Consider the following 24,412-nt stretch of genomic DNA (forward strand, 5'->3'; position numbering starts at 1 on the left):
CGATGGCCGAGATCCGCATCACCACCCGCGACGGCGTGGAACGTCCGGTCGCGATGACGCCCGGCTATTCGCTGATGGAAGCGATCCGCGACGCGGGCATCGACGAACTGATGGCGCTGTGCGGCGGCTCCTGCTCGTGCGCGACGTGCCATGTCTTCATCGATCCCGAATTCGCCGACCGGCTTCCGCCGATCAGCGAGGACGAGGACGATCTGCTCGACAGCTCGGACCATCGCGGACCGACATCGCGCCTCTCGTGCCAGATCCCGCTGTCCGACGCGCTCGACGGCCTCGCCGCGACGATCGCGCCCGAGGACTGAGCATGGCGGAGCACGCAGCAGATCATGACGTAATCATCGTCGGCACCGGCCATGGCGGCGCGCAGGCGGCGATCGCGCTACGCCAGCACGGGTTCGAAGGCGCGATCCTGATGCTCGGGCGCGACAGCGTTCCGCCCTATGAACGCCCTCCCCTGTCCAAGGACTATCTCGCGCGCGAAAAGGCGTTCGAGCGCATCCAGATCCGACCTGCTGCCTTCTGGACCGACAAGCGCATCGCGCTGCGGCTCGATGCCACCGTAACCGCAGTCGATCCGGCGGGGCACCGGGTGACGCTGGCGGGGGGCGACAGCCTTTCCTACGGCAAGCTGATCTGGGCGGCTGGGGGCGATCCGCGGCGGCTGACGTGCGCCGGGGGCGACCTCGCCGGAGTCCACAGCGTCCGCGACAAAGCCGATGTCGACCGGATGATGGCCGAGTTGGATGCCGGCGCCAAGACGGTCGTCGTGATCGGCGGCGGTTATGTCGGGCTCGAGGCGGCGGCGGTGCTGACCAAGCTCGGCTGTACCGTCACGCTGATCGAAGCGCTCGATCGGGTGCTCGCGCGGGTGGCGGGCAAGGCGCTTTCCGCCTTTTACGAAGCCGAACATCGCGCGCATGGCGTGACCGTGCGCACCGGCTGCGCGGTCGATTGCATCACCGGCGACGGCGTCAGGGCGAACGGCGTCCGGCTGTCCGACGGAACGGTCCTGCCGGCCGACATGGTCGTCGTCGGGATCGGCATTGTCCCGGCGGTCGCGCCACTGACCGCAGCGGGCGCCGCGGGCACCAATGGCGTCGACGTCGACGCCTTCTGCCGCACGTCGCTGCCCGACATCCATGCGATCGGCGATTGCGCCGCGCATGCCAACGCCTTTGCCGGCGGCGCGGTCATCCGGCTGGAGAGCGTCCAGAACGCCAACGACATGGCATCGATCGCCGCGGCATCGATCTGCGGCGATCCGCTGCGCTATCATGCCCTGCCCTGGTTCTGGTCGAACCAATACGACCTCAAGCTGCAGACCGCAGGCCTGAGCCTGGACTATGACGCCACCGTGCTGCGCGGCGATCCCGCGACGCGCAGCTTTTCGGTCGTCTATCTTCGCGAGGGGCGGGTGATCGCGCTCGACTGCGTCAATGCGGTCAAGGATTACGTTCAGGGCCGCAAGATGGTCGAGGCCGGCAGCGTGGTCGATCCGGCGCTGCTTGCCGACACCGCGCGTCCGCTGAAGGCGCTCCTGCAGATGGAGTTACCGGCATGACCGATCCGAAATCCGGCATCCTCGACAATAGCGAGCGCGTTGCGCCCGAGATCGTGGCGCGGGCGCAGGGCCTTCCCACGGCCACCGTGCACGAGGCCGGCGGCAAGATCGGCGTCATGCCCTATGCGATCAAGCCGGTGCATGCGCACTTCCGCGTGTGCGGACCCGCGCTGACCGTGCAAGGCCCGCCCGGCGACAATCTGTGGCTCCATTATGCGATCTATGCCGCCCAGCCGGGAGACGTCATCGTCGCGCATTGTTCGGGCAAGTTCGATCATGGCTATTGGGGCGAAGTCATGTCGACTGCGGCAAAGGCGCGCGGGCTGGGCGGACTCGTCCTTGATGGGTGCGTGCGCGATCTCGATCTGCTCGGCGACGTCGGGTTTCCGATCTTCGCGCGCGGGCTTTGCATCCGCGGCACGGGCAAGGACCGCGAGGCGACCGGCTGGATCAATGCGCCGGTGGCGTTCGAGGACCTGACCGTCCGCCCCGGCGATCTCGTCATCGGCGATGCCGATGGCGTCGTCATCGTCCCCCGCGAGCGCGTCGGCGAGGTTGTTGCCGCGAGCCATCAGCGCGACCGCGACGAGATCGAGATCTGCCGGCGCCTGGAACAAGGCGAGACCACGCTCGATATCTATTCGCTGGGCTGAGCCGGGCTCAATCCCGAACCAGTCCCGTCGCGACATCCTCCAGCGATCGTCCGCGCGTCTCCACCATCAGGAAGATCGTGAAGAGCAGCTGGAGCACCATGAAGGCAGCGAAGAAGCCGAAGATATAGGCGGGCGCGACGCTGGTGAGCAGCGACGGCATGACGAGGGTCAGGATCGCCGCGAGCACCCAATGCGTGCCGGTCCCCAGCGCCTGCCCCGTCGCGCGCGCGGCAGTGGGGAATATCTCCGAGATATAGACCCAGATCACCGCGCCCTGGCCGATCGCATGCGCGGCGATGAAGGCGAAGATGCAATAGGGGACCAGCGCATAACGCTGCGCCGCAAAGCCATAGGCGACCATCGTCAGCGAGACGATATAGCCGATCGAGCCGATCAGCATCAGCCGGCGTCGTCCGGCATGGTCGATCAGCGACATGCCGATCAGCGTGAAGATCAAATTGACCACGCCGACCCCAACCGTCGCCATCAGCGAGGTATTCGCCCCGCCGCCGGTGAGGTCGAAGATCCGCGGTGCGAAATAGATGATCGCGTTGATCCCCGACAACTGGTTGAAAAACGCCAGCAGCACCGCGAGCCGGATCGGGCGCCGCAACCTGCCGTCGAAGAATCGGCCAAGCGGCATGCCCTTGTCCGCTGCGGGGTCGATCGTCGCCTTCACCTCGTCGATGCTGGCGCCCGCAAGCGCGAGGATACGGGCCGCCTGCGCCTCGTCGCCGCGGTGCAGCAGCAGCCAGCGCGGGCTTTCGGGGACGAGGAACATCGCAAGGAGGAACACGATCGACGGGACCGCCACGGTGCCCAGCATGAAGCGCCAATCGTCGGGCCCGCTGCCCGCGATCAGCATATTGGAGATGTAGGCGACCAGGATTCCGGTCACGATCATCGTCTGGAACAGCACGCCAAGCCGCCCGCGCCACGCCGGCGGCGCGATCTCGGCGATATAGGCGGGTGCCGCGATCGTCGAGGCGCCGACGCCGAGCCCGCCGAGGAAGCGGAAGAAGATGAACGACCAGGGGTCCCAGGCAACCGCCGATCCGATCGCCGAGACAACATAGAGCGCACCGATCGCAATGAGCGTCGGCTTGCGCCCGAAGCGGTCGCTCGGGATATTGCCGAACAGCGCCCCGATCACCGTCCCCCACAGCGCCGAGGATATGGCGAGGCCGTGGAGCGCATCGCCCATGCGCCACACGCGCTGGATTGCCTGTTCGGCGCCTGAGATGACCGCGGTGTCGAACCCGAACAAGAGCCCTGCCATCGCCGCGATAAAGGCCCAAAGCCGGATGGATCGATTGGGCATGGCACCCCTCGACGCGGGCATTATTCGAAGACCTTTTCGAGCGCCGATTCGATTTCCGCGCGCCCGGCGAGATAGCCGGAGAGCAGCGCCTTGCGGTCCCGCGCCGCCAGCGCATCGATCAATTTTCGCTCGGGGCTTTCGGCCATGGTCCTCGGCATCAGCGCGCGATAGCGATCGGTAAGCCGCCAAAGGCGCATGGCTTCTCGCAGCAACAGCTTCTCGGGCGAGAGATCGAACAAGGCGTAGCGCAATTGTTCCAGCGAGGATGCCCAGCGCTGGAATTCCTTGCCCTGATCGATCGCGTCCACGGCATCGAATTGCGCGCGGAACGCCGCAAGCTGGGTGTCGTCGGGCCATTCGGCGGTCTGCAGCAATTCGGATTCGAGCCAGCTTCGCAGCTTGTAGAGCTGGCGCGCTTCCTCGATCTCGAGCGGGGAGACGAAATAGCCGCGATTCCGGTCGTGGCGCAGAAAGCCCTCGGTGGCGAGCAGCTTGAGCGCCTCGCGAATGGGCACCTTGCTGCGACCGAACCGCTCCGCGAGCTGGGTCTGGCCCAGATGTTCTCCCGGGAGCAGGCTGCCGCGCACGATCATCGCGCGCAAATTGTCCGCCACCTGGTTCGGCAGCGCACTGTCGTTGGCGTCGTCGTTAGGCAAACTCGCAATCTCCCGTTAGAGTCATCCTGCCCTGCCCGGACTGACCGTTACGTGGATCGCACCCTCGATACCACGCCCTGCCGTGGCCAGGATCGCGTCATGAACCCGGTCCAGACCAAAATCGTGGCTGCAAAGCTTGTCAATCGGCCATGTCCCGGCCGCGATGATGTCGAGCGCGGTCTGCACCGCGCGATAACTGTGTCCGCGCGGCGCCCGTACCGTCAGATAGCGCTTCTTGATCTCGTTGATCGGGACCGACGCGCCCAGGCCGTTCAGGCTCAGCCAGGCACCCTTGGCCGACAGCGAAATTGCCAGTTCGGCGATGCTGCCGTCAGGGTCGCCCGTCGTATCGACAACGACATCGACGCCCATGCCCCCGGTCGCGGCCATGACGATTGCCGTCAGGTCTTCCTGCAGCGCGTCGACTGCAATGTCCGCGCCGAGAGCGAGCGACAGATCGAGTCGGGCTCGGTCGCGGGTCAGCCCGACGAGGATCACCGTGCGCGCGCCAGCGGCTTTTGCAGCCAGCGCGCAGCTCAGCCCCTGTTGCCCGGGTCCGAACACGAGCACGGTCTTGCCCAGCCCCGCGCCGCCATCGAGCACCGCCCATTGCACGCCGTTGCCCAGCGGCACCGCCATGGTCGCCTGGCGCGCGTCCATCGCCGCCGGGATTTTGTGGATCACCGCGTTGGGAGCGAGATACATATGTTCGGCGAACCCGCCCCACAAATGCGGCGCGATCTCGGCGTTGCAGGTGCCGTAGCGCAACGTGTTGAAGCGGTCCTTCACATTGAAGAAATCGGCCTCCATGCATAGCCGGTAGTCGCCCTGTCGGCACCAGTCGCAATGCCAGCACGGCAGATATTCGTGCAACGCGATGCGGTCGCCCGGCCTGAGCCCCCAACGCTTCGCGGCGCCGGCGCCGAGCGCTTCGATTGTGCCGACATTCTCATGCCCCATCACGCAAGGTGCAGTGTTCTCGCGGCGATACATTTCGGGGTCGCTGCCGCCGACGCCCGACGATTCGATCCGCAGGATGCCGTCATCGTCACCGAGGCGGGGCATCGGAAACTCCCGGATCTCGGTTTTTTCGATGCCGGTTTTCACCGCTGCGCGAACCGCCGTCATTTACCCGTTCCTCCCCGAATGCCCTTCGGCGTCCCTTTCACCATGGCGTATCACAGCCATTATTGTTAGGCAAAAAGAGATAATCATTTTCCGGGGGCGGGGTTTTTAGCGCCGCGGGTTGCAGTGACGCCTCGCCTCCTCAGCGCGATTGACTAAATTGGTATACAATATAGGCATACGATATGACCGATATTTTGCGCGCCGCCACGACCGATGCCCCGGGAATCGACGTGAAGGAGATGATCGATCGGGGCGCCTGGACGCCGTATCAAAAGCTGGTGCTCGCGCTGATCGCGCTGGCCTATGTAACCGACGGGGTGGCCAATCAATCGCTCGGGCTCGCAATCCCCGCGCTGATGCGCGACTGGGGATTGGGACGCGGGGCCTTCGCCCCGATTGCAGCGGTTGGACTGGTCGGGCTGACGATCGGCGCACTCGTCGGCGGCGTGCTGGGCGATCGCTTCGGCCGCCGCTGGACGATGATCGCGAGCACGGCCTTTTTCGGCCTGGCCACCATGGCGCAGGCATGGGTGACCAACCCCACCGAATTGCTCGTCCTGCGCTTCATCGACGGCATCGGCATCGGCGCGATGATTCCCAACGGCGCGGCGATGATCGTCGAGTTCACCCCGGCCCGCAAACGCGCCTTCGCGCTGTCGATCGGCATGGCGTTCATCGCCGCCGGAGCGATGGTCTCGGGCCTGATCGGTAACCTCGTCGTCGAACCCTATGGCTGGGAGGGGATATTCCTGGCGCTCGGCGGGATCGGAGTCGCGGTATCATTGTTGCTGCTCGTGCTGCTTCCGGAATCGCCGATTTTTCTGGTGGTTTCCGGCGCCGGGCGCGCGCGCATCCGCGCCGCCGCGCTGCGCTGCGGAGTCGAGATTGGCGATGCTCCGCTGGTTGCCGTCGGCCCGCCGGCCGGTCCGAAGCGAATGCCGCTGTCGACTCTGTTCGCGCCCGCTGTCGCGTCGAGCACGGTCTTCTTGTGGATCGCCTTCTTCTTCTGCCTGCTGGCCAATTATGCGATGTTCAGCTGGGTGCCGGCGATGCTCGCCAGCCTGGGCTTCGCGCTATCGCTTACCGGGCTGGGGATGACCTTCCTGTCGCTCGGCGGGATCCTCGGCGGGATCGGCTGCGGCTGGCTGATTGCCCGCTATGGCTCGCGGCTGGTCGTTCTGATCCTGGCGGGCGGCGGTGTCGCCGCCTCGCTCGCGCTCGGCACCTATACCGGCAGCGTGGCGAGCGGCGCGCGCGCGGACCTCAGCGTGGTTCTCGCGTTGCTGTTCGTGATCGGCATCTTCGCGTCGGGCCTGCTCAACGGCCTCTATACCTTCTCCGCTTTCATCTATCCCGATCATGCCCGCAGCACCGGGGTCGGCGCCGCCGCCGCGGCGGGCCGGATCGGCGCCATCGCCAGTTCCTTTGCCGGCGTATTCGCCCTGTCGGCGGGCGGCGCATCGGGCTATTTCCAGCTCATCGCCGGGTCGCTGGCCATTTCGCTCGTCATGGTGGCGTTGATCAAGCGCCAGATCGCGCGGGATGCCTGAGCCTGCGCCTGGTTGCGCGCGACAGCGGCACGGCACCGGGGTAAGTGTTGGCGATGCAGTTCCGATTCCTGGAATATTTCATAGCGCTCGCTGAGGAGCGGCATTTCGCACGTGCCGCCAAGCGCTGCAATGTAACCCAGCCCACCTTATCGGCGGGCATCGTGGCGTTGGAGAGTCTGCTCGGGAAGCGACTTGCACTGCGCGACCGCCGCTTCATCGACCTCACTCCGGAAGGCTATGCCATCCTTCCCCATGTGCGCGCGCTGATCGCCGGCCATGACGAACTGCGCCACTCGATCGATGCCGGCGGCTCCTTGCGCGGCGAGCTTCGCCTTGGCGTGATTCCCGCCGCGATGCCCCAGATCGGGGGGCTGATCGGCGCGCTCCACGCGAGCCACCCCGAGCTCCGCGTCGCGGTGCGCCAGCTCACCTCTGCGGCGATCGTGGAGGGGATCGGCAATTTCGAGCTCGATGCCGGCCTGACCTATCTCGAAACCGAATCCCGCGCCGGCATCCAGTCCGTGGCGCTGTTCGAAGAATGCTATCGCTTCGCCACGCATGTCGAAGGGCGATTCGGTGCGCGCCAAAGCGTGACGCTGGCCGAGGTCGTCTCGGAGCCGCTCTGCCTTCTCCATCACGGCATGCAGAACCGCCGGATCCTCGACGGTCATCTGGCGCGGGCAGAGCTTGCCGCCGCCCCCGTCGCCACCAGCGATTCCTATCTCGCGCTGCTGTCCATGGTTGCCTCGGGCGGCCTGTCCAGCGTCATGACCACCAGCCATGCCGGGTTTGTCGGGCCGGATCTCAAGGTTCGGCTTATCGAGATCAGCGACTTGCCACAGTCCAACGGCGTTGCGCTGATCGTCACCGATCGCGGCCCCGTATCGCCCTTCGCACGGGCCGCGCTTGCCGCCGCCCGTGCGCTGCAGAGCAACCTTCCCTGATAGAGCGCTTCTATCACTGATCAGCGCTACTGATTTGAATTTCACGTCGATCCGCGCACAGTCGCATTGTGGAGACGGGCAGCGACATCGCGGAAATTGTGGGTGCACATGCGGACTGCGAAGGACCGCTCTTGCCGATATTGCACGACGTCCAGGCCCGCTTCGGCTGGGTTTCGGAAGCGTCGATTGCGCAGATCGCGGCCGCGCTCAACCTCAGCCGTGCGGAAGTTTCCGGCGTGGTCAGCTTCTATCACGATTTTCGCCGAACCCCCGATCCGCGCCCCGTGATCCGGCTTTGCCGCGCCGAATCGTGCCAGGCGCGCGGCAGCGAACCGCTTGCCGCCGCGGCGGCAACGCTTGCCGGCGAACGCATCCGCATCGAGGCCGTCTATTGTCTCGGGCTCTGTTCGGCAGGGCCCGCCGCGATGATTGGCGGCGACGTCCACGCCCGGCTCGATTCCGAGCGAATTGCCGCGCTGATGGCGGTGCTCTGAGATGCAGGTGCGGATCTCCGACGACGCGCTCGCCATTGCTTGCGGCGCGGACCGCGTGGCGCAGCGCTTCACCGAACTGGGCCATGCGGTCGTCCGCACGTCGAGCTGGGGGATGCACTGGCTCGAGCCGTTGGTCGAACTGGATGGCATTGGCTATGGTCCGGTCGGCCCCGGCGACGTCGACGCCATTATGGCCGGGACTGCGGACCATCTCCGCATCGGTGCGATCGCGGACCATCCCTTCCTCGCCAGCCAGACCCGCCTGACCTTCGCGCGCGCCGGCAGAACGCGCCCGCTCAGCCTCGAAGATTATGCCGATACCGGCGGCTGGCTTGGCCTGCATACCGCCCGCGAGATCGGCGGCGAGGCGATCGTCGACATGCTCAAGGCATCGGGCCTGCGCGGTCGCGGCGGCGCGGGGTTCCCGGCCGGCATCAAATGGGACACGGTCCGCCTCGCGCGGGGACATCGCAAATACATCGTCTGCAACGCCGACGAGGGCGATAGCGGCACCTTCGCCGATCGCATGTTGATGGAGGGCGACCCCTTCTGCCTGATCGAAGGCATGGCGATCGCCGGCCTGGCCGTCGGCGCGGGCAAGGGCTTCGTCTATATCCGTTCCGAATATCCGCATGCCATCGCCAAGATGCGTGCGGCAGCGCTGCTCGCGGCGCCGTTGATCGCACCGTTCGAGATCGAGATCCGCGTCGGCGCCGGCGCCTATGTCTGCGGCGAGGAAACCTCGCTGCTCAACAGCCTGGAGGGCAAGCGCGGCGAAGTCCGCGCCAAGCCGCCGCTACCGGCGATCGAGGGGCTGTTCGGCTGCCCCACCGTGGTCAACAACGTGCTGACCCTTGCCGCCGTGCCCTTTGTGCTTGCCGAAGGCGCGCAGGCCTATGCGGAGTATGGCATGGGCCGCTCGCGCGGCACGATGCCGATCCAGCTTGCCGGGAACATCCGCTACGGCGGATTATACGAGACCGCGTTCGGCGTGACGCTGGGCCAGTTGGTCAACGACATCGGCGGCGGCACGGCGAGCGGGCGTCCGGTGCGCGCGGTGCAGGTCGGCGGGCCGCTCGGCGCCTATTTCCCGCCCGCATTGTTCGACACCCCATTCGACTATGAGGCATTCACTGCGGTCGACGGTCTGATCGGCCATGGCGGCATCACCGTGTTCGACGACAGCGTCGACATGGCGGCGCAGGCGCGCTTCGCGTTCGAATTCTGCGCCATCGAAAGCTGCGGCAAATGCACGCCCTGCCGGATCGGCGCGGTGCGCGGCAAGGAGACGATCGACAAGCTCATCTCGGGCGATTCGGTGGCTTCCAATCTGGCCCTCGTCTCGGACCTTTGCGAGACGATGAAATTCGGCTCGCTCTGCGCGCTCGGCGGGTTCACGCCCTATCCGGTGATGAGCGCGATCACCCATTTCCCCGAAGATTTCGGGCCCGAGCGGCAGGCGGCGGAATGATCCGGCGGCCGCCCTTCAGCCGCGATACCGATCGCGACGGGCCAGTCTTGGAGCAGCATCATGGGATATGAACCCCAGCCCGATTTCGGTACGCCGAGATCATATGAATCGACCGACGTCACGCTGACCATCGACGGGCGCGAAATCAGCGTGCCGGCGGGCACGACGATCCTGCGCGCCGCCGCCGAAATGGGGACGTCGATCCCCAAATTGTGCGCCACCGACACCCTCAAGCAGTTCGGGTCGTGCCGCCTTTGCCTCGTCGAGATCGACGGCCGTCGCGGCACGCCCGCCAGCTGCACGACCCCCGTCACGCCCGGCATGGTCGTCCACACCCAGACGCCGACGCTGCACAAGCTGCGCAAGGGCGTGATGGAACTCTATATCTCCGATCACCCGCTCGATTGCCTGACCTGCGCCGCCAATGGCGATTGCGAGCTGCAGGACCAGGCCGGCGCAGTGGGCTTGCGCGACGTGCGCTACGGCTATGAGGGCGAGAACCATCTCGGCCAGGCCAAGGACCTGTCGAACCCCTATTTCGACTTCGATCCTTCCAAATGCATCGTCTGCTCGCGTTGCGTGCGCGCCTGCGACGAAGTCCAGGGCACCTTCGCGCTCACCATCGACGGCAGCGGCTTCGCGTCGAAAGTCTCGGCGAGCCTGCCGAGCGACGATTTTCTCTCTTCCGAATGCGTATCCTGCGGCGCGTGTGTTGCCGCCTGCCCCACCGCGACGCTGCAAGAGCGCGAGGTCGTCCGCGTCGGTACGCCCGATCGCTCGGTCGTCACCACCTGCGCCTATTGCGGCGTCGGCTGCACCTTCCGCGCCGAGATGCGCGGCGAGCAGCTCGTCCGGATGGTGCCGTGGAAGGAAGGCAAGGCCAATCGCGGCCATAGCTGCGTCAAGGGCCGCTTTGCCTGGGGCTATGCCAACCACCAGGAACGCGTGCGCAATCCGATGATCCGCGAACGCATCGACCAACCCTGGCGCGAGGTAAGCTGGGGTGAGGCGTTCGCCTATGCCGCAAGCGAGATCCGCCGCATCCAGGCGCAATATGGCCGCGATTCGGTCGGCGGGATCACCTCCAGCCGCTGCACCAACGAAGAGACCTTCCTCGTCCAGAAACTGGTCCGCGCGGGCTTCGGCAACAACAATGTCGATACCTGCGCGCGCGTCTGCCACTCGCCGACCGGCTATGGCCTGAAGACCACGTTCGGCACGTCCGCGGGCACGCAGGATTTCGATAGCGTGATGGCGTCCGACGTGATCCTGATCATCGGCGCCAATCCTACCGACGGCCATCCCGTCTTCGCCAGCCGCATGAAGCAGCGGCTGCGCCAGGGCGCCAGGCTGATCGTCGTCGATCCGCGCCGCATCGACATGGTCCGCACGCCGCATATCGAGGCCGAACATCACTTGCCGCTGCGCCCCGGCACCAACGTCGCGGTGCTCACTGCGATGGCGCATGTGATCGTGACCGAGCAACTGGCCAACGAAGCTTTCATCCGCGAACGCTGCGACTGGGACGAATATCAGCATTGGGCCGAATTCGTCGCAAACCCGCGCAACTCGCCCGAGGCGCTCCAGCCCGTGACGACGGTCGACCCGCAGGAACTGCGCGCGGCGGCGCGGCTCTACGCGACCGGCGGCAATGGCGCGATCTATTACGGCCTCGGCGTCACCGAACATAGCCAGGGCAGCTCGACCGTGATGGCGATCGCCAATCTGGCGATGGCGACGGGCAATATCGGCCGCCCCGGCGTCGGCGTGAACCCGTTGCGCGGACAGAACAACGTTCAGGGCGCCTGCGACATGGGCAGCTTCCCGCACGAGCTTTCGGGCTATCGCCACATCTCGGACGGCGAGACGCGCAGCCTGTTCGAGGCGGATTGGGGCGTGACGCTCGATCCCGAACCGGGTCTGCGCATCCCCAACATGCTCGACGCCGCGGTCGAGGGTACGTTCAAGGCGCTCTACATCCAGGGCGAGGACATCCTCCAGTCCGATCCCAACACCAAACATGTCTCGGCCGGCCTCGCCGCGATGGAATGCGTGATCGTCCACGATCTCTTCCTCAACGAGACCGCGAACTACGCGCACATCTTCCTGCCCGGCTCGACCTTCCTCGAAAAGGACGGGACCTTCACCAATGCCGAGCGCCGCATCCAGCCGGTGCGCAAGGTGATGCGCCCGCTCAACGGCCTCGCCGATTGGGAAGTCACGATGGGGCTCGCCAATGCGCTCGATCTCGGCTGGGACTATGCGCACCCGTCCGAGATCATGGACGAGATTGCCCGCCTGACGCCTTCGTTCGCGGGCGTCAGCTTCGCGCGGCTCGATGCGCTCGGCTCGATGCAATGGCCGGCCACCGCGGAAACGCCCGACGGCACGCCGGTGATGCACATCGACGGCTTCGTCCGCGGCAAGGGCAAGTTCGTGGTGACCGACTATATCCCGACCGACGAGAAGACCGGCCCGCGCTTCCCGCTGCTGCTGACCACCGGACGCATCCTCAGCCAGTATAATGTCGGCGCACAGACGCGGCGCACCGAGAATGTCGCCTGGCATCCGGAGGATCTGCTCGAGATGCACCCCGTCGATGCCGAGGATCGCGGGATGAAGGACGGCGACTGGGCGAGGCTGGCCTCGCGCGCCGGCGAGACGACGCTGCGCGTCAAGATCACCGATCGCGTCGCCCCGGGCGTGGTCTATACGACCTTTCACCACCCGGCGACGCAGGCCAACGTCATCACCACCGACTATTCGGACTGGGCCACCAACTGCCCCGAATATAAAGTGACCGCGGTCCAAGTGGCCCCATCCAACGGCCCGAGCGACTGGCAGGAGGACTATCAGGCGCTCAGCGCGCGTTCGCGCCGCATCGCATCGCCCGTGGAGCCCGCCGAATGAGCCAGCATGCCCACCTCGCCCACATGGCGAACCAGATCGCGCGGAATTTCGCCTCGATGGACGAGATGGATGCCGTGGCGGCAACTGCCGATCATATCATCAGCTTCTGGGATCGACGGATGAAGGCCGCCATCCTCGCCGATCCGTCGGGCCTGCTACCCGTCGCCGCCGCTGCGGTCGACCGGTTGCGCGAGGGCGGCGCCGTACCGCATCAGACCCGCGCTACCGAATTCGTCGGAGTCGATGAAGTCGGCGGCTCCGACGCCGGCTGAACGGCAGTCACTGGACGGCGCATTTATCCGACACACGTCCATAGGCAACAGCCGATAGGCCACTCATTGAAGTTCAAAACACGGCTCCCGTGCCTGCCCGCAAGCGGATGGGATCGCAGGCGGTCAGACGACCGGAAGCGGAGTGGCGGACGATAGACGTTCCGGTCATAATTCCCGAAGCCGAGTAGCTCGAAGTTCAGGCCGGCATCGCTCGTAGCGCGCCGCATGTCACTCCGGCACGAATCGTCTCAAGCCCGACGGTGCTCGCAGGCATCGCCAAATGTGGTCACCCCGAATGCGGTCATGCGCTCACCATCGCTACCGGCAAAGGTGGCCGTTACCGATGCTCTCGCCGTCTGCGCCGGGACGAGACTGCATGCCAAGCGACCAGCATTCGCGACGAGAGACTCGAAACGATTGTCATGGACGCCCTGGCCGACCGGCTGCTCCGCCCAGAACGGAGGTAATCCTTGGCAAGCTGCGATCCAACGACCCCACAGTTCGGCAGCGCTACGCTCGTCGGTTCATCGCCAAGGTGGTGGTAGCGCCCGCCTTGATCACCATTACGGGGCCTATCAATCCACTGGCTATCGCTGCCAATGGGGATCCCGATGCCCGGACACCAATGGTGCCCTCCATTGATCGGGAGTGGTGCCCCTGGCCGGACTCGAACCAGCATGCCTTGCGGCAACCGATTTTGAGTCGGTCGCGTCTACCAATTTCGCCACAGGGGCAGCGGAGGGCGTGGCTAGACCAAGGGCGGGCCGGCTGCAAGCGGGGGCGCGCAGGAAAATCGTCCGGGCGCCCGCGCCATCAGCTCCGCGGCGCCTGCCGGCGATAGCTCAGCGCCTCGGCGACATGGATGCGGCCCACGCCCTCCGTCCCGGCAAGGTCGGCGATCGTCCGCGCCACGCGCAGCACGCGGGTATAGCCGCGCGCCGACAGCCGCATCGCCTCCGCCGCCTGCGCCAGCAGCGTGCGCCCGGCCTCGTCGGGGGTGCAATGCTCGGCCAGCAAAAGTCCCTCCGCCTCGGCATTCATCCGCGCCGCCGCACCGGCATAGCGCGCCGCCTGCACGCTCCGCGCCGCCGCGACCCGCGCCGCGACCTCCGCCGACCCCTCGGCGGGCGGCGGCATCACCAGGTCGGCGGCGGTGACCGGCTGGACTTCGATGTGCAGATCGATGCGATCGAGCAGCGGCCCCGACACCTTGGCCTGATAGTCGGCCGCACAGCGCGGCGCGCGGGCGCAGGCGAGCGCGGGGTCGCCCAGATGGCCGCAACGGCACGGATTCATCGCAGCAATGAGCTGAACCCTGGCCGGAAAGGTCACATGCGCGTTTGCCCGCGCGACGCTCACCACCCCCGCCTCCAGCGGCTGGCGCAGCGAATCGAGCACCGCGCGCTGGAATTCGGGAAGCTCGTCGAGGAACAGCACCCCCAGATGCGCGAGGCTCACTTCGCCCGGCTTCACCTTGAGCCCGCCGCCGGTCAGCGCCGCCATCGACGCCGAATGGTGCGGGCTGCGAAACGGGCGGGTGCGCGTCAGCCGCCCGCCCGCCAGCGTCCCCGCGACCGATGCGACCATCGACACCTCCAGCGCCTCGGCGGCGTCGAGCGGGGGCAAGATGCCGGGCAGGCACGAGGCGAGCAGCGATTTTCCCGCGCCCGGCGGCCCGACCATCAGCATATTGTGCCCGCCCGCCGCCGCGATCTCCAGCGCGCGCTTGGCGGTCTCCTGCCCTTTCACCTGCGCCAGGTCGGCGCCCCGGCCGACCGGGTCGGCCTCGCCCCCCACCGGCGCCGACAGGAGCTGGCGGCCCTTGAAGTGGTTGAGCAGCGCGATCAGGTCGGGCGCGGCGATCACTTCGACTTGCCCCGCCCATGCCGCCTCCGCCCCCTGCGCCGCGGGACAGACGAGCCCCTTGCCGATCTCCGACGCGTGCAGCGCGGCCAGCAGAACGCCGGGCGACGGCGCGATCCGCCCGTCCAGCGCGAGTTCGCCGACGACGACATAGCCCGCCAGCGTCTCGGCATCGACCACCCCCATCGCGCCCAGCAGCGCGAGCGCGATCGGCAGGTCGAAATGCGACCCTTCCTTGGGCAAATCGGCGGGCGACAGGTTCAGGATGATATGCTTGGGCGGCAGCGCGAGGCCGATCGCCGCCATCGCGGCGCGCACCCGCTCGCGGCTCTCGCCGACGGCCTTGTCGGGCAGCCCGACGACCACGAACTTGGGCAGTCCGGCGACGAGATTGCACTGCACTTCGACGGCGCGCGCCTCGAGCCCCAGATAGGCAACCGTCGATACGCTCGCGACCAAACCGGCTCTCCCCCTGCCCCGTTCGCGAGCATAGCGGCAATTCTCCATTGTGGAACGGTTCGCCGCCGAAATGGTGCGGCTCGCCGGGAGGCGTCTTGTATGAGCAACACACGCCACCCAGCTTTGCAAGATGACGACCGCCCGAACCCCGCTGCTCCGGACCCTCTTCTTCGCGACCGGCGTGCTGCTCGTGGCGGCGACTCCGCTGGTCGGGATCATCCCCGGTCCCGGCGGCATCTTCGTGTTCGCGGCGGGGCTGGTCCTGATGCTTCAGAATTCGCCCTGGGCGCGGAAACGATTCGCGCAACTGAAGCGCCGCTGGCCGCGTTCCGGCCATTACGCCGACAGGGCGCTGCGCCGCCGCAGCTTCCGTCGCCGCAGACAACGCGCGCAGGATGCGGAAATCGCACGGGCAGAGGCGGTGGCGCTGGGTTTCCCGGCGGACCCGCGTTGACTTTGGCGCATGCCGCCCGTATGGGCACCCGACACGCGGCCGCCCCAGTGGTGGCCCTTTTACGTTCTAGATACTTGAGGATGAGCGATGAAGCGGACCTTTCAGCCGAGCAACCTGGTGCGTGCGCGCCGGCACGGCTTCCGCGCGCGGATGGCGACCCCCGGTGGCCGCAACGTGATCCGCGCCCGCCGCGCCCGCGGCCGCAACAAGCTGTCGGCCTAACCGCCGTACCGCTTTCGCGGCTCACCGAGCGCAAGCACTATCTCGCGGCGAACGCGGGGAAACGGGCGCCTATGCCCGGTTTCGTCCTGCTCGTTCGCCCGCGGGACGATTCCGATTCGACGATGCGAATCGGCATTACCGTATCGAAGAAAGTCGGCAACGCCGTCATCCGCAACCGGATGAAGCGGCGTTTCCGCGCATTGGCGCGCGAAATCCTGCCCGAGGCGGGCCTGCCCGGCGCCGATCACGTGCTGATCGGGCGTGCCGGCGGGATCGAGCGCGACTTTGCCGATCTCCAGCGCGAACTGGCCAAGGCATTGGCAAGGGTCCAGCAGGGCAAGGCGCAGCAGGCCAAGGTCCCGCGGTGATCGCGCGCGCGCTGATCCTCGTCGCGCGGGCGTGGCAACTCGGCCCTTCGCTGATCCTGCCGCCCAGCTGCCGCTACCAGCCTTCCTGTTCGGCCTATGCAATCGAGGCGCTTCGCCGCTATGGGGCGGTCAAGGGCAGTTGGCTCGCCATCCGACGAATCGCGCGCTGCCATCCATGGGGCGGGCACGGCCACGATCCCGTGCCATGACGGAATTTCCAGGGAAACACCGGTGAAAGAAGACCAAAAGAATTTCGTGATCTTCGCGTTGCTGGCGGCGCTGATCCTGTTCGCCTGGCAGCCGATCATGCACTGGGTGTTCCCGCAACAGCCCGCCGCGACGACCAAGCTGGTCAACGGCAAGAGCCAGCCCGTGCCCAATCCGGCGGCCGATCCGACCGCCGATTCGCCCTCCGCGCTGCGCGATCGCGCCGCGGTGCTGGCCGAAACGCCGCGCGTCGTGATCGACACGCCGAGCGTGAAGGGCTCGATCAACCTCAAGGGCGCGCGCTTCGACGATCTCGTCCTGGTGAAGTACGACGAAAACATCTCGAAGAATTCGCCGCCGATCCGGCTGCTGTCGCCCACCGGCGCGGCGGGCGCCTATTTCGCGCAGATCGGCTGGCAGGGCGTCGGCACCCAGGCGCCGGGCGCCGATACCGTGTGGCAGGCCAGCGCCCCCCGGCTCACCCCGACCACGCCGGTCACGCTGACCACCACCAACGCGACCGGCCAGCGCTTCCAGATCGATCTCGCGGTCGACGAGCATTACATGTTCACGATCCGCCAGACCGTCACCAATCTCGGCGCGGCGCCCGTGGCGGTGACGCCCTTCGCGCTCGTCTCGCGCTCCAGCCGCTCGACCGATGTCGACCAATATGTCGCGCATGTCGGCCCGGTCGCGGTGGCCGCCAGCGCCGCCAACTATATCAACTATGGCGATGTCGAAACCGCGCCGAAGCAGTTCACCACCACCGGCGGCTGGGCGGGCTTCGCCGACCATTATTGGCTGACTGCGATCGTCCCCGACCAGAAGCTGCCCGTCTCGCTCCAGCAGCGCGGCACCCCGGCCAAGACCTATCAGGCCGACTATCAGCTGACTCAGCCGATCAACCTCGCCCCCGGCACCAAGGCCAGCTATTCGAGCCACTTCTTCGCCGGCGCGAAGGAAGTGAAACTGCTCGAAGACTATCAGGACAAGCTCGGCATCGACGAGTTTGATCGCGCGATCGACTGGGGCTGGTTCGGGATGATCGAACAGCCGATCTTCTATTATCTCGACTGGCTGTTCCGCCTCGTCGGCAATTTCGGCGTCGCGATCATCCTGCTGACGATCACGATCCGCGCGCTGCTCTTCCCGATCGCGCAGAAGCAGTTCGCGTCGATGGCCAAGATGCGCGTGCTCCAGCCCAAGATGAAGGCCCTGCAGGAGCGCTGGAAGGACGACAAGCCGCGCCAGCAGCAGGAGATCATGAAGCTGTACAAGGAGGAGAAGGCCAACCCCGTCGCGGGCTGCCTGCCGATGCTCCTCCAGATCCCGATCATGTTCGCGCTGTACAAGGTGCTGTTGCTGACGATCGAGATGCGGCACCAGCCGTTCGTTTTGTGGATCAAGGATCTGTCCGCACCCGATCCCGCGACGATCCTCAACCTGTTCGGCTATCTGAACTTCACGCCCCCCAGCTTCCTGGCGATCGGCATCGTGCCGGTGCTGCTCGGCGTGTCGATGTATTATCAGATGAAGCTGAACCCGGCGCCGCTCGACGACATGCAGAAGCAGATCTTCGCGATCATGCCGTGGATGCTGATGTTCGTGATGGCGCCGTTCGCGGTGGGCCTCCAGGTCTACTGGATCACGTCGAACATCCTGACGATCCTCCAGCAGCGCTGGCTCTATTCGAAGCATCCGGCGCTGAAGGAGCCGCTTCCTAAGAAGGACGCGCCCAAAAAGGAAGTGGCGGTCAAATGAGCGGATTCGACGAAGACGCGATCGAGGCCGCGCGAAAGACCTTTGCGGGCCCCGTCGCCTTCCTGAAATCGGCGCCCGAACTGCGCCACCTGCCCCCTGCCGAGGTGCCCGAAGTCGCGTTCGCCGGCCGCTCGAACGTCGGCAAGTCGTCGCTGCTCAACGCGCTGACCAACCGCAACGGGCTGGCGCGCACGTCGAACACGCCGGGGCGGACGCAGGAGCTTAACTTCTTCGACGTGGGCGATCCCCTCGCCTTCCGGCTGGTCGACATGCCCGGCTATGGCTTTGCCAAGGCGCCCAAGGATATCGTCCGCAAATGGCGCTATCTGGTCAACGACTTCCTGCGCGGGCGTGACGTGCTCAAGCGCGCGCTGGTGCTGATCGACGCGCGCCACGGCATCAAGGATGTCGACCGCGAGATTTTCGACATGCTCGATGCCGCCGCCGTCAGCTACCGGACGGTGCTGACCAAGGCCGACAAGATCAAGGCCAGCGAACTCGCCGAAGTGACCGAGCGCACTGCCGACGAAGTGCGCAAGCGCCCCGCCGCGCACCCCGACATCCTCGTCACGTCGAGCGAAAAGGGCATGGGCATCCCCGACCTTCGCGCCGCCGTATTGGAAGCCATCGGTTGACCCCCGCCGGGCGACAGCGTCTCGCCGGGCTCGACGTTTTCCGCGGGCTGGCGGTCGCCGGCATGATCCTGGTCAACACCCCCGGCTCGGGCGAGCATGTCTGGTGGCCGCTGGACCATGCCGCCTGGGACGGCTTCACCCCCACCGACCTCGTCTTTCCCGCCTTTCTCTGCGCGATGGGCTTCGCGCTCGGGCTGTCCTTCCCGCGCCGGATCGATGCGTCGGACTGGACGCGGATCGTGCGCCGCACGCTGTTGCTGATCGCGATCGGATGGGCGTGGCAGATGCTGGCGCGGCCGGGGCTGGAGACGTTCCGCGTGTTCGGCGTGCTGCAGCGGCTGGGGCTGTGCTACGGGCTTGCCGCGACACTGACGATCCTCACCGCGCGCCGCGCCGCCGATGGCCGGAGCGTCCCCAGTGCCGCGGCGATCGGGCTCGCCACTGCGGCGCTGCTGCTCGGCTATTGGGCGGCGATGGCGCTGGTCCCCGTCCCCGGCCACGGCGCGGGCATCCTTACGCCTGGGGGCAATCTGGCAGGCTATGTCGACCGGATCACCGTCGGCACCGCGCATATGTGGCGCTTCGGCACCGATGCGGCGGGCAATATCGCCTATGATCCCGAAGGGCTGCTCTCCACCATGCCCGCGCTCGCCAACGTCCTGCTCGGGCTGCTGGCGGCCCTGCTGTGGAAGCGCGCCCCAAACCGTCCGCTGCTCCGCATCGCGTTGGCGGCGGGGATCGTCGCCGCGCTCGGCCTCGCGCTCGCCCCGCCTTCCCGCTCAACAAGAAGCTGTGGTCGAGCAGCTACGCGCTGCTGACCTCCGGCCTCGCCGGACTGATCTTCGTCGGGTGCGAGATCGCCGCCCGGCGCGACGCAGTTCGCCGTGCGCTGTGGCCGCTAGACGTGCTCGGGCGCAATGCGATCCTCGGCTATATCGTCTCGCTGCTGATCGGGCTCGCGGGGATGCGGCTGGGGTTCCAGGCCGCCGGTTTCGATGCGATACACGGCGCCGTGCCCGACCCCTATCTCGCCTCGTTCCTTTACGCTGTCGCAGTACTCGGGCTGGTGCTGGCGCTGCTGATCCCGCTCCACCGCCGCGGCATCCACCTGAGGCTGTGACGATGGCGCCGCTCTTCTCCTATGGCACGCTCCAGCTCGACAGCGTCCAGCGTGCCCAGTTCGGCCGGCTGCTGGAGGGCAGCGACGACGTGCTCCACGGTTTCGCGATCATCGAAATCCAGATTCGCGACCCGCATGTGCTGGAGGCGAGCGGGATCGAGACGCACCTCGCCCTCGTCCCCGGCGACGGGCCCCCGATCGCGGGCAAGGTCTTCCAACTCACCGAAGCCGAACTCGCCGCCGCCGACGTGTACGAAAGCGAGAATTACCGGCGCGACTGGGTCCCGCTCGCCTCGGGGAACCACGCCTGGGTCTATGTGAAGGCCTGATCCACTGCTCAGCGCCGGACCTTGGCATCCGTCCGGTCCACCACGGCAAGGATTGCGCTTGCGGTCAGCGGCGGTTGCGCGAGCGGACGGATCTCCTGCGCCTCCTCAAGCGTGCGCAGCCGGGCGGCAAAGGCCGTCGGCACCGCCGGGTCGGCCCGGGCCAACATCTCGGGTCCATACCGCCACCACACGCTGTCCAGCAGTTCCGCGATCAGATCGGAGTCGAAGCGGAAGCGGATATGCCGCGCCGGAACCCCGCCGACGATTTCGTAGGGCAGGACATCGCGCGTCACGATGGCGCCCGTTGCCACGACCGACCCGGTGCCCAGGGTGATCTTGCGCGCCAGGGTGACATCGTCGCCGATCCAGACATCGTTTTCGATCGTTATCTCTGCCGGATCCCGGCTAAATGGCGTGGTCCGGTACTTGCCCGTTTCGAACTCAGTCATGTAATCCGAATTATACGGCATGACTCGGTGGTAGGTGATCGGCGAGGTCGTGACTCGGTCGAGCGGGTGCGGGTCCCCCATGATCGTCACGCCCCGCGCGATCGAGCAATAGCGGCCGAGGACGGCGTCGACCGACAGCGCCGACCGGCTATAGCTGAACGCGCCGATCCGCGCCGGAAATGCCGCACCCGCCGCCACGGTGGAATATTGCTCGAGGCTGGAATCGACCCTGATTTTGAGCCGGTCGCCCACCCGCATCCGCGTTCCCGCGCCGAACTTGGTGCCGATGTGATAGTCGCGAAGAAGCGCCAGAAGCGCCTTGTTGGCCTCGAATTCGACTGCCTCCATGCGGGTAGATCCTTTCTGTCTATGCCAACGAAAGCGGGAGCCGTACCCCCGCTCAGGCCGGGTTATGCTTGGCCAGAAACGCCTCCAGCGCCTTCAGAAACTCCAGCCGGTCGGCACTGCGCGAGAAATGATGGTCGCCCTCGGGCTGCTCGACATAGGTCACGTCCTTGCCCGCCGCCTTCAGCTCCTTCGCCATCAGCCGCGACTGGACAGGCTGGACGACCCGGTCCTTCTTGCCGTGGAACAGCAGCACGGGAATCGAGAATTGCCCCGGCGCGAACAGCGGCGACACGCCCTTCAGGTCGGGCGCCTGCTCGCGCAACCAATCCTTGCGCGCGCCGGAGCCGAGGAACCGGGCGTCCTGGCGCTGCATCCGGTTGAGGTCCGAGACCCCGGCATAGGATACCGCGCACCGATATAGCGTCCCGTCGCGCTGCGCCGCGCGCATCGCCGCGTACCCGCCATAGGAGGCGCCGACCATGCACACGCGCTTGGGATCGGCGATGCCCTGATCGGCCAGCGCCTTGACCGCGTCGTTCAAATCGTCCTGCATCGCCAGGCCCCATTGCCCCTCGCCCTTCTCGGTAAAGGGCGTGCCATAGCCCGACGAGCCCCGGTAATTGGGCTGGATCACCGCATAGCCGCGATCGGCGAGGAACTGCGTCCACCAATCCCATTCCTCGGTATCGCGCGCGAACGGCCCGCCATGCGGCATCACGATCAGCGGCAGGTTCTTCGCCTCCGCCCCGCGCGGCAGCGTCAGCACCGCGGCAATCTCCAGCCCGTCGCGCGCCTTGTACCGGATCGTCTTGACCCGGTGGAGCCGCTTCATCCCGAGCGTTTCGTTGTTCAGCCCGAGGAGCGTCATCGAGTCCTTGGCGGGCTCGAACAGGAAATAGGCGCCCGGCGCGTTGGAAAAGCCGACGCGAACGATCGCCTTGCTGTGATCGCGGTTGAGCGACACGATCTCCGGCTCGCCCCCCTTGATCATGCCCGCCACCCTGGCTTGCAGCGCCGCCATCTCGGGATCGGTCCACTCGATCCCGGGCCGGTCGCGGTTCACCCGGACGCCGAGATAGTGAAACCCGTCCGCCGCGGGCACCGGTCCGCCGATATCGAACCCGGGCGTCGCGAACAGCATCTTGCCGCGCTTCAGCGTCGCGAGATCGAGTTCGTAGAGCGCCGACAGCCCCTTGTCGTCATCGCCGACCATCACCGCCTTGCCCAAATCGGGCAGGAACATCGCGGGCACCGTGAGCGTGTCGTCGCGCGTCTTGGCCCGGTCGATCACACGGAACGCGTTGCCGTCATGGTCGCGATAGAGCAGCCGGCGCGACCGACCGTCGTCGGTCATGCCTATGCCCATCCGCACCACGCCACTGCCGTCGCTATACCAGCTCCACACGCCCTCGCGGCTCGTCTGAACCACTTTGCGCCTGCCGGTGGCGAGGTTGATCTCCTCCACGCGCGGGTAAAAACCCGCTTCGTTGCTGTACACCGAGGTTTGCAGCGCCATCATCACCCGCGGCGTGCCGTCCTTGGCGACCCAGATCACGTCGTCCGCGCTTTGGGCGGCATCCTTGGCGGCCAGCACCGTGATCTTGCCCGTCACGACGTTCACTGCGGCCGCGCGGGTGATATACCATTCATCGCCCTCGACCGGCGCGAGCCGCCCGATGCCGATCACGAGCCATTCGTCGTTGACCCATTTCCACCAGTTCAGGTCGACCTCGCCCAGCCCGATCAGCCGGGGCGCCCCGCCCTCCAGCGGCACGATCGCGAAATATTGCGTGCCCTTGTTCGCGACCTTGGCGGCGAGCGTCTTGCCGCCGGGCGCGATTTCGGGATCTTCGATCGCCGGAAGCTCGGCGAATATCTCGGTCGGCAGCGGTTCGCGCTTCGCTTCCTGCGCGGCGGCGGGGCCGCCAATTGCAGCAAGCACCAGGCACAGCCCAAGAAGTCGCATCATCCCCCCCAAATTCAATTCACGAATCCGCCCGGCGTCATCGTCGCGTGTTTCTGGCACGTAAGCAAGCGTCGCCAATGGTTGCCCGCCCCGGGTTCGGCGGCTATCCCCGCCGCATGAAATTGATCATCGGCAACAAGGCCTATTCGTCCTGGTCGCTCCGCGGCTGGCTCGCCTGCAAGCAGTCAGGGCTTCCGTTCGAGGAAGTCGTGGTGCCGCTGTACGACGATCAATGGGACAAGCGCCGCGAAGGCGACGAGTTCGCGCCCTCGTCGGGCAAGGTGCCGATCCTGTGGGATGGCGAGGCGGTGGTGTGGGACAGCCTCGCGATCGTCGAATATCTGAACGACAAGACCGACAACACCAAATTCTGGCCGCAGGGCGATGCCGCGCGGGCGATGGCCCGGTCGATGGCGGCGGAAATGCACTCCAGCTTCGCCGCGCTGCGCCGCAAGCACAGCATGAACATCCGCCAGGTCTATCCGCCGCAGACCCCCGACGCCGACGTGGTGCAGGACCTGTCGCGGCTGTTCGAGCTCTGGGCCCAGGCGCGCGCGCGCTTCGGGGGCGAGGGCGATTTCCTGTTCGGCGCGTTCGGCGCGGCGGACATCATGTTCGCGCCGGTGGTGACCCGGCTCGTCACCTATTCCTTCCCCACCCCCCGCTTCGCCCAGGCCTATATGCTCGCGGTGCTCCAGCACCCCTATATGCAGGACTGGATCGCCGCGGCGCAGGAAGAGGATTGGGTGATCGAGCAGTTCGAGATGACGCCGGCCTGATCGACGCGCGTGCATCCCGCCGGTTTCAACAGGGACCGTGCCAGAACACACCCGGACCGACTTCCGAATAGCATTCCGGCAGCATACCGAAATCGCCCTTCTTGCGGGGCACTTCATAGCCCCAACCGCCGTCGAAAAACGGCTTGATCGTGATCGCGACGCCCCACCGATAGACGGTCACGTCATGGGGGCGCAGGCTCGCAATGGCCGGTGGCAATGCCTGTTCCGGTATATCCACCCAGGGCTGTGCCGGGTTGACCGGGTTGGCCGCCATCAGCGCGCGCGCTTCGGCGCCCACTGCGCGGAGGATGCGCTGGTCATAGGTCGGGCCAGTGCAACTGAACGGCAAGGCAAGTAATGCGAGGGTCATGACCACGGCGCCACGCGCAAGGCAGCCTCTGCGTCTATCCGGTGCGATCTCGGCGATGTCCTCTCCATGCATCTCGACAGCATGAACGCCTTCGCCGTTTGTGC

The 24,412-nt window shown here is 66.6% G+C and carries 26 protein-coding genes, 1 tRNA gene and 1 pseudogene; 20 read left to right on the forward strand and 8 right to left on the reverse strand.

Going from position 1 to position 24,412, the window contains the following annotated elements:
* Nucleotides 1-2: 2 nt before the first annotated feature.
* The 3 genes from TS85_RS13360 to TS85_RS13370 are packed head-to-tail and all read left to right on the forward strand — an operon-like array spanning nt 3 to nt 2,232.
* A complete protein-coding gene (locus tag TS85_RS13360; RefSeq protein WP_044332802.1) occupies nt 3-320 on the forward strand; it encodes a 2Fe-2S iron-sulfur cluster-binding protein in 318 nt (105 codons plus the stop codon).
* A 2-nt stretch (nt 321-322) separates the two neighbouring features.
* Nucleotides 323-1,579 carry an NAD(P)/FAD-dependent oxidoreductase gene (locus tag TS85_RS13365; RefSeq protein WP_044332803.1) on the forward strand — a complete coding sequence of 419 codons (1,257 nt, stop codon included), beginning with the start codon at nt 323-325 and terminating at the stop codon, nt 1,577-1,579.
* Nucleotides 1,576-2,232: a 4-carboxy-4-hydroxy-2-oxoadipate aldolase/oxaloacetate decarboxylase gene (locus TS85_RS13370; protein WP_044332805.1), complete on the forward strand. Its 657-nt coding sequence runs from the start codon at nt 1,576-1,578 to the stop codon at nt 2,230-2,232. The genes TS85_RS13365 and TS85_RS13370 overlap by 4 nt, the downstream gene beginning before the upstream one ends.
* A 7-nt stretch (nt 2,233-2,239) precedes the next feature.
* Here the strand turns inward: TS85_RS13370 and TS85_RS13375 are convergent, their stop codons facing one another.
* The 3 genes from TS85_RS13375 to TS85_RS13385 are packed head-to-tail and all read right to left on the reverse strand — an operon-like array spanning nt 2,240 to nt 5,274.
* Nucleotides 2,240-3,574 carry a sugar porter family MFS transporter gene (locus tag TS85_RS13375; protein WP_320407121.1) on the reverse strand — a complete coding sequence of 445 codons (1,335 nt, stop codon included), beginning with the start codon at nt 3,572-3,574 and terminating at the stop codon, nt 2,240-2,242.
* Nucleotides 3,574-4,209 (reverse strand): GntR family transcriptional regulator, encoded by a 636-nt coding sequence (locus tag TS85_RS13380; protein ID WP_052507923.1) that lies wholly within the window; start codon nt 4,207-4,209, stop codon nt 3,574-3,576. Before TS85_RS13380 ends, TS85_RS13375 begins: the two co-directional genes overlap by 1 nt.
* Before the next feature lie 21 nt (nt 4,210-4,230).
* On the reverse strand, nt 4,231-5,274 hold the full coding sequence (locus TS85_RS13385) for a zinc-dependent alcohol dehydrogenase (RefSeq protein ID WP_227698483.1): 1,044 nt from the start codon (nt 5,272-5,274) through the stop codon (nt 4,231-4,233).
* Between the two features lie 245 nt (nt 5,275-5,519).
* On the opposite strand from TS85_RS13385, the gene TS85_RS13390 reads away from it, so the two are divergent.
* From TS85_RS13390 to TS85_RS24745, 7 genes are all read left to right on the forward strand, one after another.
* Nucleotides 5,520-6,887: an MFS transporter gene (locus TS85_RS13390; RefSeq protein ID WP_044332812.1), complete on the forward strand. Its 1,368-nt coding sequence runs from the start codon at nt 5,520-5,522 to the stop codon at nt 6,885-6,887.
* A 53-nt stretch (nt 6,888-6,940) separates the two neighbouring features.
* Nucleotides 6,941-7,831, forward strand: a complete 891-nt coding sequence (locus tag TS85_RS13395; RefSeq protein WP_044336265.1) for a LysR family transcriptional regulator — start codon at nt 6,941-6,943, stop codon at nt 7,829-7,831.
* Between the two features lie 68 nt (nt 7,832-7,899).
* Entirely contained in the window at nt 7,900-8,325 is a 426-nt protein-coding gene (locus TS85_RS13400; RefSeq protein WP_044332814.1) for an NAD(P)H-dependent oxidoreductase subunit E, read from the forward strand.
* A gap of 1 nt (nt 8,326) precedes the next feature.
* Nucleotides 8,327-9,796, forward strand: coding sequence for an NADH-ubiquinone oxidoreductase-F iron-sulfur binding region domain-containing protein (locus TS85_RS13405; protein ID WP_044332816.1), 1,470 nt, complete (start codon nt 8,327-8,329; stop codon nt 9,794-9,796).
* 60 nt (nt 9,797-9,856) lie between these two features.
* A complete protein-coding gene (fdhF, locus tag TS85_RS13410; protein ID WP_044332818.1) occupies nt 9,857-12,706 on the forward strand; it encodes a formate dehydrogenase subunit alpha in 2,850 nt (949 codons plus the stop codon).
* On the forward strand, nt 12,703-12,978 hold the full coding sequence (locus TS85_RS13415; RefSeq protein WP_320407122.1) for a formate dehydrogenase subunit delta: 276 nt from the start codon (nt 12,703-12,705) through the stop codon (nt 12,976-12,978). The genes fdhF and TS85_RS13415 overlap by 4 nt, the downstream gene beginning before the upstream one ends.
* 260 nt (nt 12,979-13,238) lie before the next feature.
* Nucleotides 13,239-13,445 (forward strand): zinc ribbon domain-containing protein, encoded by a 207-nt coding sequence (locus TS85_RS24745; RefSeq protein ID WP_162184722.1) that lies wholly within the window; start codon nt 13,239-13,241, stop codon nt 13,443-13,445.
* A 182-nt stretch (nt 13,446-13,627) separates the two neighbouring features.
* Here the strand turns inward: TS85_RS24745 and TS85_RS13420 are convergent.
* Both TS85_RS13420 and TS85_RS13425 read right to left on the reverse strand, forming a co-directional pair.
* Nucleotides 13,628-13,712: transfer RNA gene (locus TS85_RS13420), tRNA-Leu, on the reverse strand.
* Between the two features lie 79 nt (nt 13,713-13,791).
* Nucleotides 13,792-15,300 carry a YifB family Mg chelatase-like AAA ATPase gene (locus TS85_RS13425; protein WP_044332820.1) on the reverse strand — a complete coding sequence of 503 codons (1,509 nt, stop codon included), beginning with the start codon at nt 15,298-15,300 and terminating at the stop codon, nt 13,792-13,794.
* Nucleotides 15,301-15,430: 130 nt separating this feature from the next.
* Here TS85_RS13425 and TS85_RS13430 point away from each other — a divergent pair, with 130 nt between their 5' ends.
* The 9 genes and pseudogenes from TS85_RS13430 (at nt 15,431) to TS85_RS13470 (ending at nt 20,396) form a co-directional block, all read left to right on the forward strand.
* Nucleotides 15,431-15,754, forward strand: a complete 324-nt coding sequence (locus TS85_RS13430) for a hypothetical protein (protein WP_227698484.1) — start codon at nt 15,431-15,433, stop codon at nt 15,752-15,754.
* Nucleotides 15,755-15,841: 87 nt separating this feature from the next.
* Nucleotides 15,842-15,976, forward strand: coding sequence for a 50S ribosomal protein L34 (gene rpmH, locus TS85_RS13435; protein ID WP_044332822.1), 135 nt, complete (start codon nt 15,842-15,844; stop codon nt 15,974-15,976).
* Between the two features lie 26 nt (nt 15,977-16,002).
* Nucleotides 16,003-16,344: pseudogene (gene rnpA, locus TS85_RS13440) on the forward strand (ribonuclease P protein component); the annotation flags it as partial.
* Nucleotides 16,341-16,553 carry a membrane protein insertion efficiency factor YidD gene (yidD, locus tag TS85_RS13445; RefSeq protein WP_044332825.1) on the forward strand — a complete coding sequence of 71 codons (213 nt, stop codon included), beginning with the start codon at nt 16,341-16,343 and terminating at the stop codon, nt 16,551-16,553. The pseudogene rnpA and the gene yidD, both read left to right, overlap by 4 nt.
* A gap of 22 nt (nt 16,554-16,575) precedes the next feature.
* Nucleotides 16,576-18,312 carry a membrane protein insertase YidC gene (yidC, locus tag TS85_RS13450; protein WP_044332826.1) on the forward strand — a complete coding sequence of 579 codons (1,737 nt, stop codon included), beginning with the start codon at nt 16,576-16,578 and terminating at the stop codon, nt 18,310-18,312.
* Nucleotides 18,309-18,947 (forward strand): ribosome biogenesis GTP-binding protein YihA/YsxC, encoded by a 639-nt coding sequence (gene yihA / locus TS85_RS13455; RefSeq protein ID WP_044332827.1) that lies wholly within the window; start codon nt 18,309-18,311, stop codon nt 18,945-18,947. The genes yidC and yihA overlap by 4 nt, the downstream gene beginning before the upstream one ends.
* Entirely contained in the window at nt 18,944-19,765 is an 822-nt protein-coding gene (locus TS85_RS13460; protein WP_052507925.1) for an acyltransferase family protein, read from the forward strand. Before yihA ends, TS85_RS13460 begins: the two co-directional genes overlap by 4 nt.
* An 86-nt stretch (nt 19,766-19,851) precedes the next feature.
* Nucleotides 19,852-20,067, forward strand: coding sequence for a hypothetical protein (locus TS85_RS13465; RefSeq protein ID WP_044332828.1), 216 nt, complete (start codon nt 19,852-19,854; stop codon nt 20,065-20,067).
* Between the two features lie 2 nt (nt 20,068-20,069).
* Nucleotides 20,070-20,396, forward strand: coding sequence for a gamma-glutamylcyclotransferase family protein (locus TS85_RS13470; protein WP_044332829.1), 327 nt, complete (start codon nt 20,070-20,072; stop codon nt 20,394-20,396).
* Nucleotides 20,397-20,404: 8 nt separating this feature from the next.
* Here the strand turns inward: TS85_RS13470 and TS85_RS13475 are convergent, their stop codons facing one another.
* Together TS85_RS13475 and TS85_RS13480 are read right to left on the reverse strand one after the other, a co-directional pair.
* The gene (locus TS85_RS13475; protein WP_052507926.1) at nt 20,405-21,193 is read right to left on the reverse strand and encodes a CatB-related O-acetyltransferase; all 789 of its coding nucleotides are present in this window, start codon (nt 21,191-21,193) and stop codon (nt 20,405-20,407) included.
* Between the two features lie 52 nt (nt 21,194-21,245).
* The gene (locus tag TS85_RS13480) at nt 21,246-23,162 is read right to left on the reverse strand and encodes an alpha/beta hydrolase family protein (protein ID WP_227698485.1); all 1,917 of its coding nucleotides are present in this window, start codon (nt 23,160-23,162) and stop codon (nt 21,246-21,248) included.
* 113 nt (nt 23,163-23,275) lie between these two features.
* On the opposite strand from TS85_RS13480, the gene TS85_RS13485 reads away from it, so the two are divergent.
* On the forward strand, nt 23,276-23,938 hold the full coding sequence (locus tag TS85_RS13485; protein WP_044336271.1) for a glutathione S-transferase family protein: 663 nt from the start codon (nt 23,276-23,278) through the stop codon (nt 23,936-23,938).
* Nucleotides 23,939-23,963: 25 nt separating this feature from the next.
* Here the strand turns inward: TS85_RS13485 and TS85_RS13490 are convergent, their stop codons facing one another.
* The gene (locus TS85_RS13490; RefSeq protein WP_155006416.1) at nt 23,964-24,308 is read right to left on the reverse strand and encodes a hypothetical protein; all 345 of its coding nucleotides are present in this window, start codon (nt 24,306-24,308) and stop codon (nt 23,964-23,966) included.
* Between the last annotated feature and the right edge of the window lie 104 nt (nt 24,309-24,412).

The sequence above is a fragment of the Sphingomonas hengshuiensis genome (assembly GCF_000935025.1).
In the GTDB taxonomy this organism is placed as follows: Bacteria; Pseudomonadota; Alphaproteobacteria; order Sphingomonadales; family Sphingomonadaceae; genus Sphingomonas; species Sphingomonas hengshuiensis.

Excerpts from the sequence above, each read along its gene's own strand:
- TS85_RS13360 (WP_044332802.1), top strand. The coding sequence starts at position 3 with ATGGCCGAGATCCGCATCACCACCCGCGACGGCGTGGAACGTCCGGTC.
- TS85_RS13365 (WP_044332803.1), top strand. The coding sequence starts at position 323 with ATGGCGGAGCACGCAGCAGATCATGACGTAATCATCGTCGGCACCGGC.
- TS85_RS13370 (WP_044332805.1), top strand. The coding sequence starts at position 1,576 with ATGACCGATCCGAAATCCGGCATCCTCGACAATAGCGAGCGCGTTGCG.
- TS85_RS13375 (WP_320407121.1), bottom strand. The coding sequence starts at position 3,574 with ATGCCCGCGTCGAGGGGTGCCATGCCCAATCGATCCATCCGGCTTTGG.
- TS85_RS13385 (WP_227698483.1), bottom strand. The coding sequence starts at position 5,274 with ATGCCCCGCCTCGGTGACGATGACGGCATCCTGCGGATCGAATCGTCG.
- TS85_RS13390 (WP_044332812.1), top strand. The coding sequence starts at position 5,520 with ATGACCGATATTTTGCGCGCCGCCACGACCGATGCCCCGGGAATCGAC.
- TS85_RS13395 (WP_044336265.1), top strand. The coding sequence starts at position 6,941 with ATGCAGTTCCGATTCCTGGAATATTTCATAGCGCTCGCTGAGGAGCGG.
- TS85_RS13405 (WP_044332816.1), top strand. The coding sequence starts at position 8,327 with ATGCAGGTGCGGATCTCCGACGACGCGCTCGCCATTGCTTGCGGCGCG.
- fdhF (WP_044332818.1), top strand. The coding sequence starts at position 9,857 with ATGGGATATGAACCCCAGCCCGATTTCGGTACGCCGAGATCATATGAA.
- TS85_RS13415 (WP_320407122.1), top strand. The coding sequence starts at position 12,703 with ATGAGCCAGCATGCCCACCTCGCCCACATGGCGAACCAGATCGCGCGG.
- TS85_RS13430 (WP_227698484.1), top strand. The coding sequence starts at position 15,431 with ATGACGACCGCCCGAACCCCGCTGCTCCGGACCCTCTTCTTCGCGACC.
- rpmH (WP_044332822.1), top strand. The coding sequence starts at position 15,842 with ATGAAGCGGACCTTTCAGCCGAGCAACCTGGTGCGTGCGCGCCGGCAC.
- yihA (WP_044332827.1), top strand. The coding sequence starts at position 18,309 with ATGAGCGGATTCGACGAAGACGCGATCGAGGCCGCGCGAAAGACCTTT.
- TS85_RS13470 (WP_044332829.1), top strand. The coding sequence starts at position 20,070 with ATGGCGCCGCTCTTCTCCTATGGCACGCTCCAGCTCGACAGCGTCCAG.
- TS85_RS13475 (WP_052507926.1), bottom strand. The coding sequence starts at position 21,193 with ATGGAGGCAGTCGAATTCGAGGCCAACAAGGCGCTTCTGGCGCTTCTT.
- TS85_RS13480 (WP_227698485.1), bottom strand. The coding sequence starts at position 23,162 with ATGATGCGACTTCTTGGGCTGTGCCTGGTGCTTGCTGCAATTGGCGGC.
- TS85_RS13485 (WP_044336271.1), top strand. The coding sequence starts at position 23,276 with ATGAAATTGATCATCGGCAACAAGGCCTATTCGTCCTGGTCGCTCCGC.
- TS85_RS13490 (WP_155006416.1), bottom strand. The coding sequence starts at position 24,308 with ATGACCCTCGCATTACTTGCCTTGCCGTTCAGTTGCACTGGCCCGACC.